The 16,800-nt window shown below is 71.4% G+C and carries 14 protein-coding genes; 7 read left to right on the top strand and 7 right to left on the bottom strand.

The features are described from left to right. Positions 1-134: 134 nt before the first annotated feature. The 3 genes from ACTJKJ_RS05680 to ACTJKJ_RS05670 all read left to right on the top strand — a co-directional run bounded on the left by ACTJKJ_RS05680 (position 135) and on the right by ACTJKJ_RS05670 (position 2,656). Positions 135-704 carry an SIS domain-containing protein gene (locus tag ACTJKJ_RS05680; protein ID WP_091720410.1) on the top strand — a complete coding sequence of 190 codons (570 nt, stop codon included), beginning with the start codon at positions 135-137 and terminating at the stop codon, positions 702-704. Between the two features lie 29 nt (positions 705-733). Continuing rightward, complete coding sequence (locus ACTJKJ_RS05675; protein ID WP_091720414.1) at positions 734-1,393, top strand: BON domain-containing protein; 660 nt, start codon at positions 734-736, stop codon at positions 1,391-1,393. A gap of 204 nt (positions 1,394-1,597) precedes the next feature. Then, on the top strand, positions 1,598-2,656 hold the full coding sequence (locus ACTJKJ_RS05670; protein WP_440819846.1) for a hypothetical protein: 1,059 nt from the start codon (positions 1,598-1,600) through the stop codon (positions 2,654-2,656). 35 nt (positions 2,657-2,691) lie between these two features. Here ACTJKJ_RS05670 and ACTJKJ_RS05665 read toward each other — a convergent pair whose 3' ends face one another. The 4 genes from ACTJKJ_RS05665 to ACTJKJ_RS05650 form a co-directional block, all read right to left on the bottom strand. Then, positions 2,692-4,959: a molybdopterin-dependent oxidoreductase gene (locus ACTJKJ_RS05665; protein WP_440819845.1), complete on the bottom strand. Its 2,268-nt coding sequence runs from the start codon at positions 4,957-4,959 to the stop codon at positions 2,692-2,694. 113 nt (positions 4,960-5,072) lie between these two features. After that, entirely contained in the window at positions 5,073-5,843 is a 771-nt protein-coding gene (locus ACTJKJ_RS05660; protein WP_091720425.1) for a LytR/AlgR family response regulator transcription factor, read from the bottom strand. Next, positions 5,840-6,955 carry a histidine kinase gene (locus tag ACTJKJ_RS05655; protein WP_440819844.1) on the bottom strand — a complete coding sequence of 372 codons (1,116 nt, stop codon included), beginning with the start codon at positions 6,953-6,955 and terminating at the stop codon, positions 5,840-5,842. The genes ACTJKJ_RS05660 and ACTJKJ_RS05655 overlap by 4 nt, the downstream gene beginning before the upstream one ends. Then, positions 6,952-8,133: a sensor histidine kinase gene (locus ACTJKJ_RS05650; RefSeq protein ID WP_440819843.1), complete on the bottom strand. Its 1,182-nt coding sequence runs from the start codon at positions 8,131-8,133 to the stop codon at positions 6,952-6,954. Before ACTJKJ_RS05650 ends, ACTJKJ_RS05655 begins: the two co-directional genes overlap by 4 nt. A 111-nt stretch (positions 8,134-8,244) precedes the next feature. Between ACTJKJ_RS05650 and ACTJKJ_RS05645 the strand changes: the two genes are divergently transcribed. Beyond that, positions 8,245-9,093 carry an alpha/beta fold hydrolase gene (locus ACTJKJ_RS05645; RefSeq protein WP_440819842.1) on the top strand — a complete coding sequence of 283 codons (849 nt, stop codon included), beginning with the start codon at positions 8,245-8,247 and terminating at the stop codon, positions 9,091-9,093. An 87-nt stretch (positions 9,094-9,180) separates the two neighbouring features. Here the strand turns inward: ACTJKJ_RS05645 and ACTJKJ_RS05640 are convergent, their stop codons facing one another. Together ACTJKJ_RS05640 and ACTJKJ_RS05635 are read right to left on the bottom strand one after the other, a co-directional pair. Continuing rightward, positions 9,181-9,546, bottom strand: a complete 366-nt coding sequence (locus tag ACTJKJ_RS05640; RefSeq protein WP_091720443.1) for a PilZ domain-containing protein — start codon at positions 9,544-9,546, stop codon at positions 9,181-9,183. A 28-nt stretch (positions 9,547-9,574) separates the two neighbouring features. After that, entirely contained in the window at positions 9,575-10,003 is a 429-nt protein-coding gene (locus tag ACTJKJ_RS05635) for a hypothetical protein (protein ID WP_440819841.1), read from the bottom strand. Between the two features lie 253 nt (positions 10,004-10,256). Here ACTJKJ_RS05635 and ACTJKJ_RS05630 point away from each other — a divergent pair, with 253 nt between their 5' ends. Further along, entirely contained in the window at positions 10,257-10,916 is a 660-nt protein-coding gene (locus tag ACTJKJ_RS05630; protein WP_255489907.1) for a DUF1134 domain-containing protein, read from the top strand. Positions 10,917-10,930: 14 nt separating this feature from the next. On the opposite strand, the gene ACTJKJ_RS05625 is transcribed toward ACTJKJ_RS05630, so the two are convergent. Further along, positions 10,931-11,581 (bottom strand): GGDEF domain-containing protein, encoded by a 651-nt coding sequence (locus ACTJKJ_RS05625; RefSeq protein WP_440819840.1) that lies wholly within the window; start codon positions 11,579-11,581, stop codon positions 10,931-10,933. Between the two features lie 251 nt (positions 11,582-11,832). Between ACTJKJ_RS05625 and ACTJKJ_RS05620 the strand changes: the two genes are divergently transcribed. Next, positions 11,833-14,802 carry an adenosylcobalamin-dependent ribonucleoside-diphosphate reductase gene (locus ACTJKJ_RS05620; RefSeq protein ID WP_440819839.1) on the top strand — a complete coding sequence of 990 codons (2,970 nt, stop codon included), beginning with the start codon at positions 11,833-11,835 and terminating at the stop codon, positions 14,800-14,802. Positions 14,803-14,946: 144 nt separating this feature from the next. Beyond that, a complete protein-coding gene (locus tag ACTJKJ_RS05615) occupies positions 14,947-16,797 on the top strand; it encodes a peptide-N4-asparagine amidase (protein WP_440819838.1) in 1,851 nt (616 codons plus the stop codon). The last annotated feature ends 3 nt before the right edge of the window (positions 16,798-16,800 follow it).

Genomic DNA, 16,800 nt, shown 5'->3' with positions numbered 1-16,800 from the left:
TTTCACCCCTCGTCCGCTTGCGGAAACATCCCCGCAGCGCTCTTGCATTACCCCCTCTCCCGCTTGCGAAGTGGGAGAGGGAGGGGTGAGGGCCAGCAGCGATGGCCGTGCAGCACCCTTTATCATCCGCGCTCATGTTGGAACAACGCATACAACAACAATTCTTCGAGAGCGCGGACCTGCTCTACCAGGTCGCCGAAGGGCTGTCCCGCCCGCTCGCCGTCGCGGCGCAGATGATGGTGGACGCGCTCACCGCCGGCGGTCGCGTGCTCACCGCCGGGCTCGGCACCTCGGCGGCGGACGCGACCTACATGGCCTCGCTGCTGTCCGGCCGCTTCGAGCAGGAGCGCCCCGGCCTGGCCGCCATCGCGCTGGACGCGCAGGCCCAGGGCTACGCCGATCCCGCCTCCGCGCTGATGCGCCAGATCCAGACCTTCGGCCATCCCGGCGACCTGCTGCTGCTGTACGAGGCGCAGGCCAGCGGCGCGGCCGCCGCGCTGCTGCAGGTGGCGCATGCGCAGGAGATGAGCGTGATCGTGCTCAGCGGCACCCAGGACGACGACTGGCGCGGCACGCTGCTGGACACCGATGTGCAACTGCGCGTGCCGCACAGCCGCTTCGCGCGGGTGGCGGAAGCGCACCGCCTGCTCTCCCACTGCCTCAGCGACGCGATCGACCTGCAGCTGCTCGGCGCGGGCGAATGACCCTCCTCCCGACTTTGAAGGACCTCCCGATGACCTCCGTGACCCGAAGCTCCCGCCGGACCCGCCGCCTGATCCTTGCCGCCGCGCTGGGCGGCGCGTTGCTGCAGACCGCCTGCGTGCCGCTGATCGTCGGCGGCGCGGCGGTGGGCAGCGCGATGGTGGCGACCGACCGGCGCACCTCCGGCACGCAGCTCGAGGACCAGGGCATCGAGCTCAAGACCGCCAACCGCATCCGCGAGCAGCTCGGCGACCGCGTGCACATCAACGTCAACAGCTACAACCGCATGGTGTTGCTGACCGGCGAGACCCGCAACGACGAGGACCGCGCCGCGGTCGAGCGCATCGCGCAGGGCGTCGAGAACGTCGGCAACGTGCTCAACGAGGTGGGCGTGGGCATGCTGAGCTCGCTGTCCAGCCGCGCCAACGACGTGGCCATCGCCGCCAAGGTCAAGGCCAGCCTGGTCGACGCGAAGGACCTGATCACCAACGCGTTCTACGTCGTCGTCGAACGCGGCAACGTCTACATCATGGGCCGGGTGACCGAGCGCGAGGCCACCCGCGCGACCGAGATCGCTCGCGGCGTGCGCGGCGTGCAGAAGGTGGTGCGCGCGATGGAGATCATCAGCGAGGCCGAGCTGGCCGCGATGGGCCAGGCCCAGCAGCCGGCCAAGCCGAAGAGCACGCCCTGAACCGCGCTCGTGCCGGCCGACGCGCCGGCCGCCCCGCCCAGCAAGGGACCGCCACGCGGTCCCTTTTTTCTGGGCGCGACGGGGCCCGTGATTTTTCCGGGTCCCTTGATCTGGCGCATTGATGGAAGGGATCGCTGCTGACGGATGAGCCAGTGCTCATCATCATCGCCCCTCCCTCAATCGAGACAGTTGGAGGCGAAGACCATGTACTTCCCCTATCTCCATGGCAAACAGAAGGAGGTGCTGGCCTTGCGCCACCTGGCGCAGGTGCTGGGCGCGGAAGGCCAGGTGCAGCCGGTGATGGAGCCGGTGCGGGTGATGGCGACCTCGATGCGGCACACGCTGGAGGCCTGCGAGGCGCATCGCCTGCCGGTGTGGCTGGTGGTCAATCCGGTGCGGCAGGATTTCGACCTGCTGCTGCCCGCCGAGGCCTTCGACTGGGGCCGGCAGCTGTTCACCTCGTTGCCGACGCGCCAGTGGATCCATCCGACGCTGATGCTGGGCCCGACGCTGACGCCCGACGTGGTGCGACGCTTCGTGCAGCTGTTCGGCGCGCGGCCGATGGGGCTGGTCGTCGGCCCCGAGGCGCCGCCGCTGTCCGAGCTGATGACGATGCTCGGCGGCGCGCGGGTGCGGCAGGTGTTCTTCAAGGGCGTCGAGCCGACCGCCGCGGACCGCGCCGCGCTCGGGGACACCGCCTGCGTGCGGGTCGAGGACCGGCGCCTGCCGGACAGCCCCGACCTGCGCCAGCATCACCGCCACCCGTTCCTGGATCCGCTGCCCAATCCGCTGTCCAATCCGCTGCCCGACCCGCGGCGGGAAGGCGGCGCGGACTTCTCGGACTACACGACGCTGCCCTCGCGCCCGGACACGCCCGAGGCGCCCTCGCGCCTGGCGGCGTTCCGGCTCAGCTACCTGCGCATCGCGCCAGCGCCGGCGCCGGCCGCGATCTGGCTCGAGTCCTTCCTGAGCGGCCGGCTCGCGCCCGACGAGGACAGCGCCGACCAGCGTTTCCGCCGCGCGCTCCGCGTGTTCCAGGCGGCGCTCGACCGCGACGACGCCTGTTTCGGTCCCACCGAGGCGGTGCGGCGCTACCTGGCCGGCCTCATCGATGGTGTCCAGCCTTCACGGGCGCTCAGCAAGCAGTGGGAGCTGATGCACCACCTCGAGCTGATCAGCGGCGTGCTCGCGGGACGCTTCCCCCAGGCGAGCCCCGCCGGCGTGCCGACCAGCCTGCTGGCGCCCGCGCCGGCCCGGGCCTGAGGCGCGCCGCCGACGTGGTGCCGGGGCGCGGCCGTTCAGGCCTCGGCCGCGCTCAGCCGCACCGGGATGCCGCTGAGCACCGAGGTGCCCGAGACCGGGTCGCGGGCCTCGTCGTCCAGCAGCAGGTTCATGTTGACGCCCGGATGGCGGGCGGCGACGTTCAACTGGCTGCCGCTCAGGTCATGGCCCCAGCCGTGCGGCAGGCTGACCACGCCCGGCCGCATGTCGGGGCTCAGCGTGACCGGGGCGATCACGCTGCCGCGCGCGTTGCTCAGGCGCGCGGACTGTCCGTCCACCAGCCCCGCGCGCGCCGCATCGTCGGGATGGACCAGCAGGGTGCAGCGCTCGCGGCCCTTGGCCAGCACCGGCAGGTTGTGCATCCAGCTGTTGTTGCTGCGGGTCTCGCGCCGGCCGATGAGCAGCAGCTCGTCGCCGGTCGGATGACGCAGCGCCGCGTCCGCATGCGCGAGGTCGGCCAGCAGCGCCGACGGCGCCAGGTCGATGCGGCCCGAGCTCGTGCGCAGGATTTCCGGGACGCGCGGCTGCAGTTCGCCGAGATCGATGCCGTGCGGCGCGGCCTTCACCTTGGCCAGCGTGAGGCCGTCCGGCTTCGCGCCGAAGCCGTCGCCGTAAGGGCCTGAACGCAGCCCCAGGTCGAGCCAGCGCGCCGGGCCGGCGCCGCCCTCGAGCATCCCGAAGACGGCCTCGGCCTGGTCGCCGGCGTGGCGCTTCAGCTCGGCGCGCAGCGCGGCATCGTCGACCGCCTGCAGGTCCGCGTCGACCGGCAGGCCCGAAGCGATCGCCGCCAGCCGCAGCAGCGTCTGCCATTCGGCCCGCGGCGCGTCCGGGGCGTCGGCATCGACGGGCAGCACCGGGCCGGACCAACGCGCATGGTTCCGCCACGAGAGCTGCGCGAAGACCATGTCGTAATGCCAGTCCTCCAGCGGAGAGGGCGGCGGCAGGATCAGGTCGGCGTGGCGGCTGGTCTCATTGATGTAGGGGTCCAGGCTGACCATGAAGTCCAGGCCGTCGAGCGCGCGCGCGAGCCGCGCGCCGTTCGGCGAGGACAGCACCGGGTTGCAGGCCACGGTGATCAGCGCATGCACCTGGCCGTCGCCGGGGGTCTCGATCTCCTCGGCGAGGCAGCTGATGGGGAACTCGCCCATCACCTCCGGCGCCTTGCCGACGCGGCTGTGCCGGCGCCCGGTGGCCACGCCCTTGCCCTGGCCCGGCCGGCCCAGCGTGTTGGCGGCGAAGGCGGCGGCCTTGGGGAACATCAGGCCGCCCTCGGTGTCGAAGTGGCCGGTGACGATGTTGAGCGCGTCGATGAGCCAGCTGTTCAGCGAGCCGAAGCGCTGCGTGCAGGTGCCGAAGCGGCCGTAGAGCACCGCCTTGGGCGTGGTCGCGAATTCGCGCGCGAGGCGCCGCTGGGTCTCGGCGGGGATGCCGCAGTGCGCGGCGCCGCGCTCGGGCGGGAAGTCGGCGACGGCGGCCCGCAGCGCGTCCAGGCCCTCGACATGCGCTTCCAGGCGTCCGAGCCGTTCCAGGCCTTCGTCGAACACGGTGTGCAGCAGTCCCAGCAGCAGGTAGACGTCGCCGCCGGGGCGGATCGCGAGGTGCTCGTCGGCGGCCTGGGCGGTCTCGGTGCGGCGCGGGTCGATGACGACGATGCGCCCGCCGCGCGCGCGCATCGCCTTGGCCTTGCCGCGGTAGTCGGGGCTGGTCCACAGGCTGCCGTTGCTGACCATGGGGTTGGCGCCCAGGCAGATGAAGAGGTCGGTGCGCGGCAGGTCCGGCACCGGCACGCTGAGCCAGTGGCCGTACATCAGCCCGCAGGCGAGCTGCTTGGGCATCTGGTCCAGCGTCGAGGCCGAGAACAGGTTGCGCGTGCCCAGCGCGCGCGCCAGATGCGGGAAGTAGCTGAACAGGCCGATCTTGTGCGAGGCCGGATTGCCGATGGTCAGCGCGACCGCGTCGGCGCCGTACTGCTCGCGCAGCGGCGGCAGCCGGCGGGCGACCTCGGCGAAGGCCTCGTCCCAGCTGATGGGCTCGAAGCCGGCGCGGTCGGCGCGGCGGCGCATCGGCTGGCGCAGGCGGTCGGGGTCTTCGTGCAGGTCCTTCAGCGCGACGCCCTTGGGGCAGAGGTAGCCGTGGCTGAAGGGATCGGCGTCGTTGCCGCGGATCGAGATGACCGAGCTGCCCTCGGGCGTGGTCCGGGTGCGGATCTCGAGGCCGCAGCAGGCCTCGCACAGCGGGCAGATGCGGGTGTGGGTGTGCTCGGTGGCTGTGGCGTCCAGGGCCATGGCGTGTCTCCCGTCGTTTGCCGGCGATTGTGGGAGGCGGCCGCAGGGCCGGTGGTCATGTAGGCGACAGAGGAGGGATGACGTGATGCGCGGGGCCAGCGGCGTCGGCAGTCCTACATCTGCCGGAACAGGTGGGTATAGCTCTCCGCGACGATCAGCGCGTCCTCGCTCTCCTTGAGCTTGACCTGCATGCGGCCGCGGAAGTCGCGCGAGACACCGGCCACCGCCGCCGCGTTGACCAGCGTCGAGCGGTGGATCTGCCAGAACTGCTGCGGATCGAGCTCGTCGACCAGCTCCTTGAGCGGCTTGCGGATCAGCGCCTCGCCCTGGCGCGTGGCGACGCGGGTGTACTTGTTGTCGGACTGGAAGTACAGCACCTCGTCGACCGTGATCAGCTTCAGCGTCTGGCCCACCGACGCGTTGATCCAGCGCAGGAACTGCCGCTGCGGCAGCTTGCCGGCCTGGGCGCCGAGCTGGCTCAGCACCGCGCTCAGGTCCGCCGGCGGGCCCGCCATGCGCTGCTTGACGCGCTGGATCGCGGTGAACAGCCGCGCCGGCTCGAGCGGCTTGAGCAGGTAGTCGACCGCGCCCTCGTCGAAGGCGGACACCGCGTACTGGTCGTACGCGGTGACGAAGACGACGTGCGAGCGCCCCTGCACCTGCCGCGCGACGTCCAGCCCGGTGGCGCCGGGCATCTGGATGTCGAGGAAGAGCACGTCGGGCCGGCATTCCTGCAGCAGGCGCAAGGCCTGCACGCCGTCCGCGGCCTCGCCGACGATGACCAGTTCCGGCCACAGCTGCGCGAGCCGGTCCATCAGTTCATGGCGCAGCGTCTCCTCGTCCTCGGCGACGACGGCGGTCGGTGCGGCGGAATGAAGGCTCATGCGGGCAGCTCCAGCGTGAATTCGGTGTCGTCGGCATTGCTGCGGCATTGCAGCCGCGGCGGCGGCGCGCCGGGCGCGCGGTCCAGGCGCTCGAGGCGCTCGCCGAGCGCGCGCAGCGCGGTCTCCTCGCCGCACAGGCCGCCGCGGTCGAAGGACAGCCGCAGCCGCAGTCCGCCGCCGCTGGCTTCCTGGGCGCTCAGCCGCGCCTGGGTCGGCAGCCGCGCCGCGTCGCGCAGCATCAGCTGGGCCAGCGGCAGCAGCAGCATCGGCGGCACCGGCCGCGGGGCCAGCCAGGCGGACCACTCGGTCGACAGCGGCAGCGCGCCGCGTTGACGGCCGGCCACCACGGCCAGGTAGCTGTCGAGCAGCGCCGCCTCGGATTCGAGCGTCACGCCGCGCTCGCGCAGCCGCGGCAGCGCCACCCGCAGATGGCGGATCAGGCGCTCCATCTGTTCCGGCGCCGCGGCGTCGGCACGCTCATAGGCGCGCTCGATGTCGACCAGCGTGTCGAACAGGAACTGCGGCTCCACCTGCGCCTGCAGCGCCGCCAGGCGCGCGGCCACGGCGTCGCGCTGCATCGCGCTCTGCTCGCGCAGCAGCGCCTCCAGGCGGGTGCGGGTGCGACGGCGGCGCATCGCCATCTCGTACCAGGCCACCGACAGACTGGCGGTGACGCAGATCGACAGGCACTCGCCGATGAAATTGAGCCAGCGGATGGGCTGATGAGGCATCTCGCCCTTGCGCTCGCGCGCCAGGTCGGCGATCGATGGCCAGCCCAGCATCGGCATCAACTGGTCGTAGAGCAGCTTGGCGAGCACCGCGCCGATCAGCACCGCGATGCCCAGCCGGGCGACGCGCCAGGGGCTCTCCAGCGCGCTGCGCGACGCCGGCAGCCAGGTGAAGAGGATGACCAGCGCCACCAGCAGCGGCGTGAGCATCTGGTTGGCGAGCGCCGATGGCCAGCGCGCGTTGTCCATCACATAGAAGATCGACGACGCGTCCACCAGGCCGTAGAAGACGCCCATCAGCAGGAACCACGACAGCTCCTCGCGGCGCAGCGAGCGCCACGCGTGCCAGAGCTGGACGGCGCGCTCGCGCAGGGCCTCCGTCATGGGAGCGCTCCGGCGGGCGTCGCCGGGGCCGCGGACGCGCCGCGCGCCGCGCCGGCCAGCGGCACGCGCACCCGCGCGATCACGCCGCGCGGCTCGGCCGCCTCCAGTTCCAGCCAGGCGTCGCGCCCGAACATCGCCATCAGCCGCGCCCGGGTGTTGGCCAGGCCCACGCCGCTGCCGCCGCTGGCGGCGAAGCCCTGGCCGGTGTCGCGCACCTCCAGCAGCAGGCCCAGGCCGGCGGGTTCGCGCCGCGCGGTGATGTCGATGCGGCCGCCCTCGGGCAGCGGCGACAGGCCGTGCTTGATCGCGTTCTCGACCAGCGTCGGCAGCACCATCGGCGGCAGCGAGGTGGCGAACAGCGCGGCGTCGGCCTCGATGTCGAAGCGCAGCCGCTCGCCCATGCGCATCTGCAGGATGGTCAGGTAGCTGCGCGCCAGCTCCAGCTCCTGGCCCAGCGTCGACATGCCCTGGCGCATGCTGGGCAGGGCCGCCCGCAGGTAGGCGATCAGGCTGGCCATCATGTCGCGGCCGCGCTCGGGCGCGGTTTCGTACAGGCGCTTCACGTTGGCCAGCGTGTTGAACAGGAAGTGCGGCTCGATCTGCGCGTTCAGCGCGGAGAACTGGGCCTCGAGCTGCTGGGCCTGCAGGCGGTCGTGCTGGCGGGCCAGCTCGGCGAGCCGGGCCTGGGCGCTGCGCTCCTCTCGCACGCCGTGCAGCAGCGCGGCGAAGAAACCGCCCAGCACCAGCCACAGCAGCGTGGTCGACAGCAGCCAGTCCCAGTGCAGCGGCGCGTCCGGAACCCCCAGGTTGGCGACCTGGAAGCGCAGCAGCGTGCCCACCGTCGCGCCGGCCGCGACCGCCACCGCCCGCAGCGCCAGCGGCCAGCGCACCCGGATCCGCGCCAGCAGCGCCTCCGCCAGCGCCAGCGCGGCCAGCACGCTGAGCGCGGTCAGCAGCGTCTGGCGGGTGAAGCGCAGCCACTCCATGAGCCAGTCGCCGACGCCATCGTCATGGGTGAGCCAGGTCAGCGAGCGCGCGCCCGCCATCGCCAGGCAGAAGTAGAAGGCCGCCGCGATCATGCGCAGGTTGAAGAGCTGCAGCGCGGCGTCGCGCGCCGAGCGGCGGGGCTCGGTCGGCGCGCCGGCGGGGCCGGTCGGGGACGGGGACGCATCGGACATGGGCGGCATTCTGGCCGCGGGGCCCGGGGCCCGCCAGCAGCCGTGCGACGAAGCCGCCCTGGGCCGGACGAGTCCGGCCTGCGGGGGGCGAAGGCGGCATACTCGCCGCCCATGAAGATCCATATCGGTAACGGCGCGCGACTCTTCGTCGACGTCGAGGGGCCCGGCCTGGTGCCGGACGGGGCGCGGATGCGAGAGAAGCCGACGCTGATCTGCATGCATGGCGGCCCCGGTTTCGACCATGCGGCGTTCAAGCCGGCCTTCAGCCAGCTCGCGGACCTGGCGCAGATCGTCTACTACGACCACCGCGGCCACGGCCGCAGCGATCCGCGGCCGTCGTCGGAATGGACGCTCGACACCTGGGCCGACGACATCGTGCGCCTGTGCGACGCGCTGGGCATCGAGCGGCCCATCGTGCTGGGCCAGTCCTTCGGCGGCTTCGTGGCGCAGCGCTACATCGCGCGGCATCCGGGGCACGCGTCCAAGGTGATCCTGTCCAGCACCTCCCACCACATGGGGCTGGAACGCAAGCTGGCCGCCTTCGAGCGGCGCGGCGGTCCCGAGGCCCGTGCGCTGGCGCAGGCCTTCTGGAGCCGCCCGTCGCGCGAGACCTTCGAGGCCTACTGGTCCGGGGTGCGCCACCTCTACAACACCCGTCCGGCCGCCGACCCGGAAGCCAGCGGCCGCACGCTGGTGAACCTGGACATCCTGCTGCACTTCGTCGGCGGCGAGAAACAGGACCTGGGCCTGCTGCGGGGCCTGGAGCAGGCCCGCTGCCCGGTGCTGGTGATGGTGGGCGAGGACGATCCCGTCTGCCCGCTGGAGGATGCGCTGGAGATCCACGACGCGCTGCCGCCGCAGTGGCGTCAGCTGGCGCGCTTCCCCGGCGTGGGCCACGGCGCATGGCGCGACGACCCGACCGCGGCCTTCGCGGTGCTGAGGAAATTCATCGCCGAATGAACGGTAGTGTTGCTCCCTCTCCCGCTTGCGGGAGAGGGCAGGGGTGAGGGCCAGCGCCCGACGAAGTCCCGCTTGTCCCGCCGCCCCTCAGGGCGCCACCAGCGCCTTGAAGTCACGCTCGGCCAGCGCCGCGTCGCCCAGGTTGAGCTCGATGACGCGGCGCAGGTGGGTGATGCTCTCCAGGTCGATGCCCAGGCAGAGCAGCCCGGCGCGGTCGCCATTCACATGGGCGAGCTGCGCCGCCATCGTGATGCGCCCCTCATGCGGCGCGAGCGGCAGGTCCAGCAGGCACAGCTCCCCGGGCTCGACGCCCGATGACGCCGGCAACAGCAGCAGCGCGCCCTTGAGCGACAGGTCCAGCACCTGCACCGGCAGGCGCTGCTCGACCGTCACCAGTTGCGCCGGCCCGGCGAACGCGATGCGGGAGAAATGACGGCGTTCGGCGGAGCTCATGGTGTCGCTCGGTGGGGGTGGCGCGAGCTCAGAGCTCGGCGTAGATGGTGCTCTTCTCGATGGCCTGGTGCAGGCGCGAGGGCGCCAGCGGCTCCAGGCCCATCGTCTCCAGCAGGTACCACGAGGCGCGCAGCAGCGCGGAGGTGGCCTGGCGGAGCTCGGTCGATTCGGGCGATTCCTGGCGGGCCAGCATCGCCTGCAACTGCCGCGACTGGTTGTGCCCGGCGACTTCCGGCGCCTGCTGCGGCACATGCTGCTGCGTCAGGCGGGCCAGCAGCTGCTGGACCTCGTGGCCGTGCTCGGGCGACTGGATCAGGCGGGCCAGGTCGCCGAGCAGGCGTTCTCCGGCGGCCGCCAGCAGCTGGGCGGAATGGTCCGCGCCGCCGGCGACGTAAAGCGCCGAGGCCATGTCCAGGTACTCCAGCGCGCGCGCCAGACGGGGCAGATCACTGCTCACTGCATGTCCTCCTTGATGCACTCTTGTCATGACTGCTGTTTGCATGCATCGCCGCTCCTTGTTGTGGATTCGGTCCCTCTCGACGGCGTGAGGCCGAGTGTATCGGGGTGCCGCCGCGGCGCGCACGCCGTTTGTCACGCCCGGGGGTAGCATCCATCGGTTCGTAGAGCGGGCACTGTGTTTGCCCGCCCGACCAGGAACGCGCCGGGCGACGCGATTGCCCGACGCCATCCAGACTTACCCGGAGATCCGCATGAATCGCCATGACCGCCAAGACTTTTCGACCGAAGGTCCGATGGAGCTGAACGAAGCGCCGAGCGCGCCGGCGCGACGCGACGCGCTGGGCCGCCTGGGGCGTTACGCCGCCGCGGGGCTGGTGTTGCCGCCGGGCCTGGCGGTGTTCCCCGCGCTGGCGGCCGAGGGCGAGGACGACACCTACGACCAGGATTCGGTGGTGCATGCCGCGACCGAGTTCTTCGGGGAGACGACCGAGGGCCTGGCCAAGGTGATCGAGAAAGCCTTCAAGGAGCAGGGCCGGCCGAACGCCTACATCAAGGGCCAGGAAGCCGGCGGCGCGATCACCGTGGGCCTGCGCTATGGCGAAGGCCAGCTGCTGATGAAGCGCGGCGGCGGCGGGATGGTGTACTGGGCCGGACCGTCGGTGGGTTTCGACCTCGGCGCGAACGCGTCCAAGGTCTTCACGCTGGTCTACAAGCTGCCCAAGGCGAGCGCGATCTACCGCCGCTTCCCCGGGGTGGACGGCAGCCTGTACTACATCGGTGGCGCGGGCATCAACTACCAGCGCGCCGACGGCATCACGCTGGCGCCGATCCGGCTGGGCGTGGGCCTGCGCGCTGGGGCCAGCGTCGGCTACATCCACTACCGGCGCGAGAAGACGATCAATCCGTTCTGATCGACCGGCGCCGCTCAGCCGGTGCGCAGCGGCGCGCCTTCGCGCTGGCTGCGGGTGAGCGCCTGCTCGGCGCGGGCGAGCAGGCCGCTGCCGGTGTCGCCCGGCCCGCGCCAGGCGGTCAGGCCCATGCTGAGCGGACCGGCCGTCGGCTGCTGCTGCATCCAGACCGCGCGGAAGCGCTCGCAGACCTTGCGCCCGGTGGGCAGGTCGACGTCGTGCAGCAGCATCAGCATCGCCTCGCCCTGGCCGAGCGCGAGCACATCCTGCGCGCGGCACTGCTGGCGCAGCATGTGCGGCAGGGCGCCCGCTGGCGCGCGCGCGGCGGCCAGCGCCACCAGGCACCAGGCCATGTCGGGGGATCGCTGCTCCTGGCGCTCGACCAACCGCGCCAGCAGCTGATCGCGCGATGCCAGCGGCGAGGACACGCCGGACTGCACGGCCAGCGCATGGAAGCGCTTGTAGTGGGCCAGGGCGATGTTGAAGTCGCCATGGGCCTCGGCCAGCGCGCTGAAGGTCTCCTGCATCGGCGCATGGTCGTCGCCATGGACCTTGCGCAATTCATCCAGGCGGGAACGGGCCGCGTCGAGCTGGCCGTCGAGGATGAGACGGTGGGCGTCGGCGCAGCCTTGTTCCAGATCGCCCAGGGTGCCGGGACTGGACCGCAAGACCTTCTCGGGAGTCATATCACCAAAGAATAACGTCCGATATCCGACCATCCCATGGGGGCTAACCAGCGGAGAAGGGGCTGAAGACGCATCAAACCGTGTCTGCGCCGCAAGTGCGCGCTTACCGGAGGACACGCGGTTGACGGTTCCGTGACGAGGCGGCGAGGTCGGGATGACGGATTCGTGGCCGGGGGGAGGCGGGCCGGCCGGGGCGGGACTAGGATGGCCCGCGTCGTTCGATGGAGACCCGCATGAGCCAGCAGCCCGCCCCCCAGCACCTGTCGCCGCCGGTTCCGGCCGCCTCGCCCCTGCAGGCCACGGCCGACACCCTGCCGCCGCAGGACATCAGCGCGGAGGTGCTGCTCGAGAAGTACGCCAAGGACGGCGAGCGCAGCCTGGACGAGGTCCGGACGCGGGTGGCCCGGGCGCTGGCCGCGGCGGAGTCGCCGGAGCAGCGCGCGCACTGGGAGGAGAAGTTCCTCGAGGCGCAGCGGCGCGGCTTCGTGCCGGCGGGGCGGATCGCCTCGGCGGCGGGCACGGCCTTGTCGGCCACCCTGATCAACTGCTTCGTCCAGCCAGTGGGCGATGCGATCGCCGAGGAAGAGGACGGCCACCCCGGCATCTACACCGCGCTGACCGAAGCGGCGGAGACGATGCGGCGCGGCGGTGGGGTGGGTTACGACTTCTCGCGGATCCGGCCGCAGGGCGCATATGTCAAGTCGACGCAGTCGAGCGCATCCGGCCCGATCAGCTACATGCGGGTGTTCGACCGCAGCTGCGAGACGGTGGAGTCGGCCGGCTCGCGGCGCGGTGCGCAGATGGGCGTGCTGCGATGCGACCACCCGGACATCGAGGCCTTCATCCATGCGAAGGACCAGGGCGACCTGAAGAACTTCAACATCTCGGTGGGCGTGACCGACGCGTTCATGGAGGCGGTGGAGGCCGATGCCGACATCGAGCTGGTGCACAAGGCCGCGCCCGGCGCCAAGCTGCGCGCCGCCGGCGCGACGCAGCGCGCCGACGGGCTGTGGGTCTACCGCCGGATGCGGGCCCGCAAGCTGTGGGACCAGGTCATGCGCTCCACCTACGACCACGCCGAGCCGGGCGTGCTCTTCCTGGACCGGATCAATGCGGACAACAACCTGCATTACTGCGAATCGATCAGCGCGACGAATCCGTGCGCCGAGCAACCCCTCCCTTCCTACGGCTGCTGCTGCCTGGGATCGGTCAACCTGACGACTTTCGTCAGACAGGCCTTCACCTCGCAGGCCAGCTTCGACGAGGCCGAGTTCACCGACATCTGCAAGACCGCCACGCGCATGCTCGACAACGTGCTCGACGTGACGCCCTGGCCGTTGCCGCAGCAGGCCCGCGAGGCCGCCAACAAGCGCCGCGTGGGCCTGGGCTTCACCGGGCTCGGCGATGCGCTGGTGATGCTCGGCCTGCGCTACGACAGCGACGCGGCTCGTGCGATGGCGCGCCGCATCAGCGAGGTCATGCGCGACGCCGCCTACGAGGCCTCCGCCGACCTCGCGCTCGAGCGCGGTGCATTTCCGCTGTTCAACGCGGATCTCTATCTCTCGGGGGGCAACTTCGCTTCACGTCTGCCCCCTTGGTTGAAGGACAAGATCCGCGCGCAGGGGCTGCGCAATTCGCACCTGCTGTCGATTGCACCGACCGGCACCATCTCGCTGGCCTTCGCCGACAACGCGAGCAACGGCATCGAGCCGGCGTTCTCCTGGAGCTACACCCGCAAGAAGCGGATGCCGGACAACAGCTTCAAGGAGTACGCCGTCGAGGACCATGCCTGGCGGCTCTACCGCCATCTCTTCGGCCCCGACGCGCCGCTGACTGACGCCTTCGTCACCGCGCTCGAGCTGCAGGCCGCCGATCACGAGGCCATGGTCGCGGCCGTCGCGCCGTGCATCGACACCTCGATCTCCAAGACCGTCAACGTGCCGGCGGACTATCCCTACGCCGACTTCCAGGACCTCTACCGCTGGGCCTGGCAGAGCGGCCTGAAGGGGCTCGCGACCTACCGGCCCAACAGCGTGCTCGGCGCGGTGCTGAGCGTCGAGCCGATCGCCAAGCCCGAGCCGCTGAAGGCCGACACCGGTCCGAATCAGCGCCTGCGCGTCGAGCGGCTGCCCAAGCCGGTGCTGGCCTCGCTGCGCTGGCCGAGCCGGCCCGAGATGCCCGGCGGCAATCCCGCGTGGTCGACGATGATCCGCCACCCGCATGGCGACTTCGCGCTGTTCGTCGGCGAACTGCCGGCGGAGGGGCCCGACGCCGGCCTGTTCGGCCGCACGCTGCCCTTCGAGGTCTGGGTCAACGGCGCGGAGCAGCCGCGCGGGCTCGGTGCGATGGCCAAGACCTTGTCGATGGACCTGCGCGCCAACGACGCCGCGTGGCTGCGGCTGAAGCTCGACGCGCTGGCCACCGTCGCCGAGGAGCGCGCCTTCGAGATGCCGATGCCGCCGCTCGGCGAGCCGCGGCTGTTCCCGGGCGTGGTGGCGGCGACGGCCGCGGTGATCCGCTGGCGCTGCGAGCAGCTCGGCGCGCTCCAGGAAGGCGGCCCGACGCCGGTGCTCGACGCGATGTTCTCGCGCGAGGAACCGCGCACCGGCACGGCGGGGACGCTGGCGTGGGCGGTCGACGTCGACAACCCCGCGACCGGCGAGCTGTTCACGCTGACGTTGAAGGAGGTCAGCCTGCCCACGCCCGACGGCGGCAGCGTCACGCGGCCGTGCGCGATGGGCTTCTCGGGCAACTATCCGAAGGCGCTGGATGGATTGGCGCGGCTGCTGTCGCTGGACATGCGCGTGCTCGATCCGGGCTGGATCGGCATGAAGCTGCGCAAGCTGCTGAATGTCGGCGAGCCGCTCGGCCACTTCATGGCGCCGGTGCCGACGCTGTCGGGCGAGCGCAGACAGCAGGTGTGGCCGTCGACGGTGGCCTACGTCGCGCGGCTGGTGATCCACCGCTACGCGATGCTGGGCGTGCTCGACGAGAACGGCTATCCGCTCGTGGACATGGGGCTGATGCAGCAGGCGCCGCTGAAGGTGGGCAAGGCGGGCGCGGTGGCGCGTTCAGCGTCGGAGGCGGGCGGCATCGTCGCGATGGCCGGCAAGAAGTGTCCCGAGTGCGGGAACTCGACGCTCATCCATCGTGATGGGTGCGAGTTCTGCACCGCCTGCGGGTTTGTGGGGCAGTGTGGGTAACAGGCTTGACACACACCGACGCACAAGCCCCGTCTTGGTGAACCCTGGACGACAGACGCTGCCTTTCGGCGTGGCACAGGTCTTGCGCCCGATCCCTGGTCGCCTGACGCGCGACCTTCTTCGTCATTGACCTGGATCTTCCCGATGTCCTTCTTCCTTCCGTCCCCTTCAGCGCTTCGAGCGCCCCGGCAGCGCCGGTTCCTGCACGCACTCGCCGTGTGCGCGCCCTTGTGTCTGCTCAGCGCCTGCGGCGGTGGCCGCGACGCCGCCGCCCCGCCCCCGGGCGATCTGGTGGCCGTGGCGGCGTTCGCGCCGGCCGCGAGCGCTGCTGGTGTCGTCGTCGCCGATGCGCCGCTGCCGCGGCCGACGACCGCGGCCTGCACGGTCAAGCTGTATGACGGCATGAGCTTCCAGGGCTTCGACGCCCACTCGTTCGCCTATGCCGGCGCGGGCGCCTGCCCCGGTCCCTGGGCCAAGGTGGTGCTGGAAGCGGACTTCGCCGTCAACGCCGGCCGCCAGTTCGACCGTACCGCCCTGATCTCCATCGGCGGCATCAACCTGTACGCCGGCACCACGCAGGAGCCCTCGGCCAACGTGGCGCCGAGCTGGCATGTCGAGCGCGACGTCACCGACTACGCCAAAGCCCTGACCGCCTCGGCCGATGGTTTCGTGCGTCTGGACAACGTTGTCGACACGACCTACACCGGCTTGCTGACGGGCTCGGCGCGGCTGGTCTTCTATCCGGCGGGCAGCTCGGCCGATGCGGCCAGCACCCGGGCGGCGGACCTCGTGATCCCGCTGGCGGGCGACCTGAAGACGGGCGACCCGGCCAATCTCAAGTCCGCGGCGGATGCGCTGCAGCGCACGATGTCGCTGCCCACGAACATGGTGCGCCTCTACCTGGACGTTCAGGCGGAGAGCCAGGGGGGCGACGAGTTCTGGTACACCTGCGTGCCCGACGACCAGGTGCAGGTCCTGCAGAGTTGCGGCGGCGGCAGCTTCCGCGAAGTGCTGGTCCGCATCGACGGGCAGCCGGCCGGCCTGGCGCCGGTGGTGCCGCGGGTCTATACCGGCGGCGTCGATCCCGGCCTGTGGCGGCCGACGCCAGGGGCGGAAACGCTGTCATTCGTCCCCTCGCGCGTGGACCTCACGCCCTTCGCCGGTGCGCTGAGCGATGGCACGCCGCACACCGTGGCCATCTCCGTGCAGGGCGCGCAGGATCACTTCGCGGTCGTCGGCAGCCTGCTGGTCTACCAGGATGCCGCCGCGAGCCAGACCGGCGGGGCCCTCAGCAGCAACACGCTGGCGAGCGCGGCGCTGACGCCCCCCGTCACGAGCAACGGCATCACCACGGCCGCCGACAGCAGCGTCGGCGGCACGCTGGGGGTCACGGCGGCTCACAGCTATGCGGTCACGGGCTACGTCAACACCTCCAACGGCCGCGTCACCACGACCGTGCAGCACGACCTCACGTTCAGCAACCAGCAGAAATTCAATATCGCAGGCGCCATCTATCGCCAGACACTGACGCAGAGGACCACCAGCACGGCCACCGTCACGACGGAGGGCAGCGGCCGCCGGACCGTCGACCGGATCGCGTTGAGCTACCCGCTGGACATGGATTACACCTATGACGGCGACAAGAACCGGCAGGACGCCACGGCCGCGCAGGACTTCCGCACCGACGTGTCCCGCACGGTGAACGGGGGCGATGCCTTCCACAGCGCGTTCAGGAACACGCTGGCCGTCAAATCGGCGCTCCTCTTCAGCAGCACCGGCGGTCCCGCGCAGCGTGGGGGCGAGGAGGGCAGCCAGACCGTCACCTACGAAGACAGCCTGGGCAGTTGCTACCAGCGCAGCGTGGTGACGGCGGCCAATGTGCTCGCCTCCTTCCAGGACGGCGCGGGCTGCACGGGCGGCAACCGCCTGAACTGGCTGGCCCAGCCGGATGGCGCGCCGGCGCAGGCGCTGCTGGGCCGCATCTCGGAGCCTTGAGGC

The organism is Roseateles sp. 22389 (assembly GCF_052044995.1).
GTDB lineage: Bacteria > Pseudomonadota > Gammaproteobacteria > Burkholderiales > Burkholderiaceae_C > Roseateles.
The sequence above is the reverse complement of the archived record's forward strand: the minus strand, read 5'-3'. Positions and strand labels throughout refer to the sequence as shown.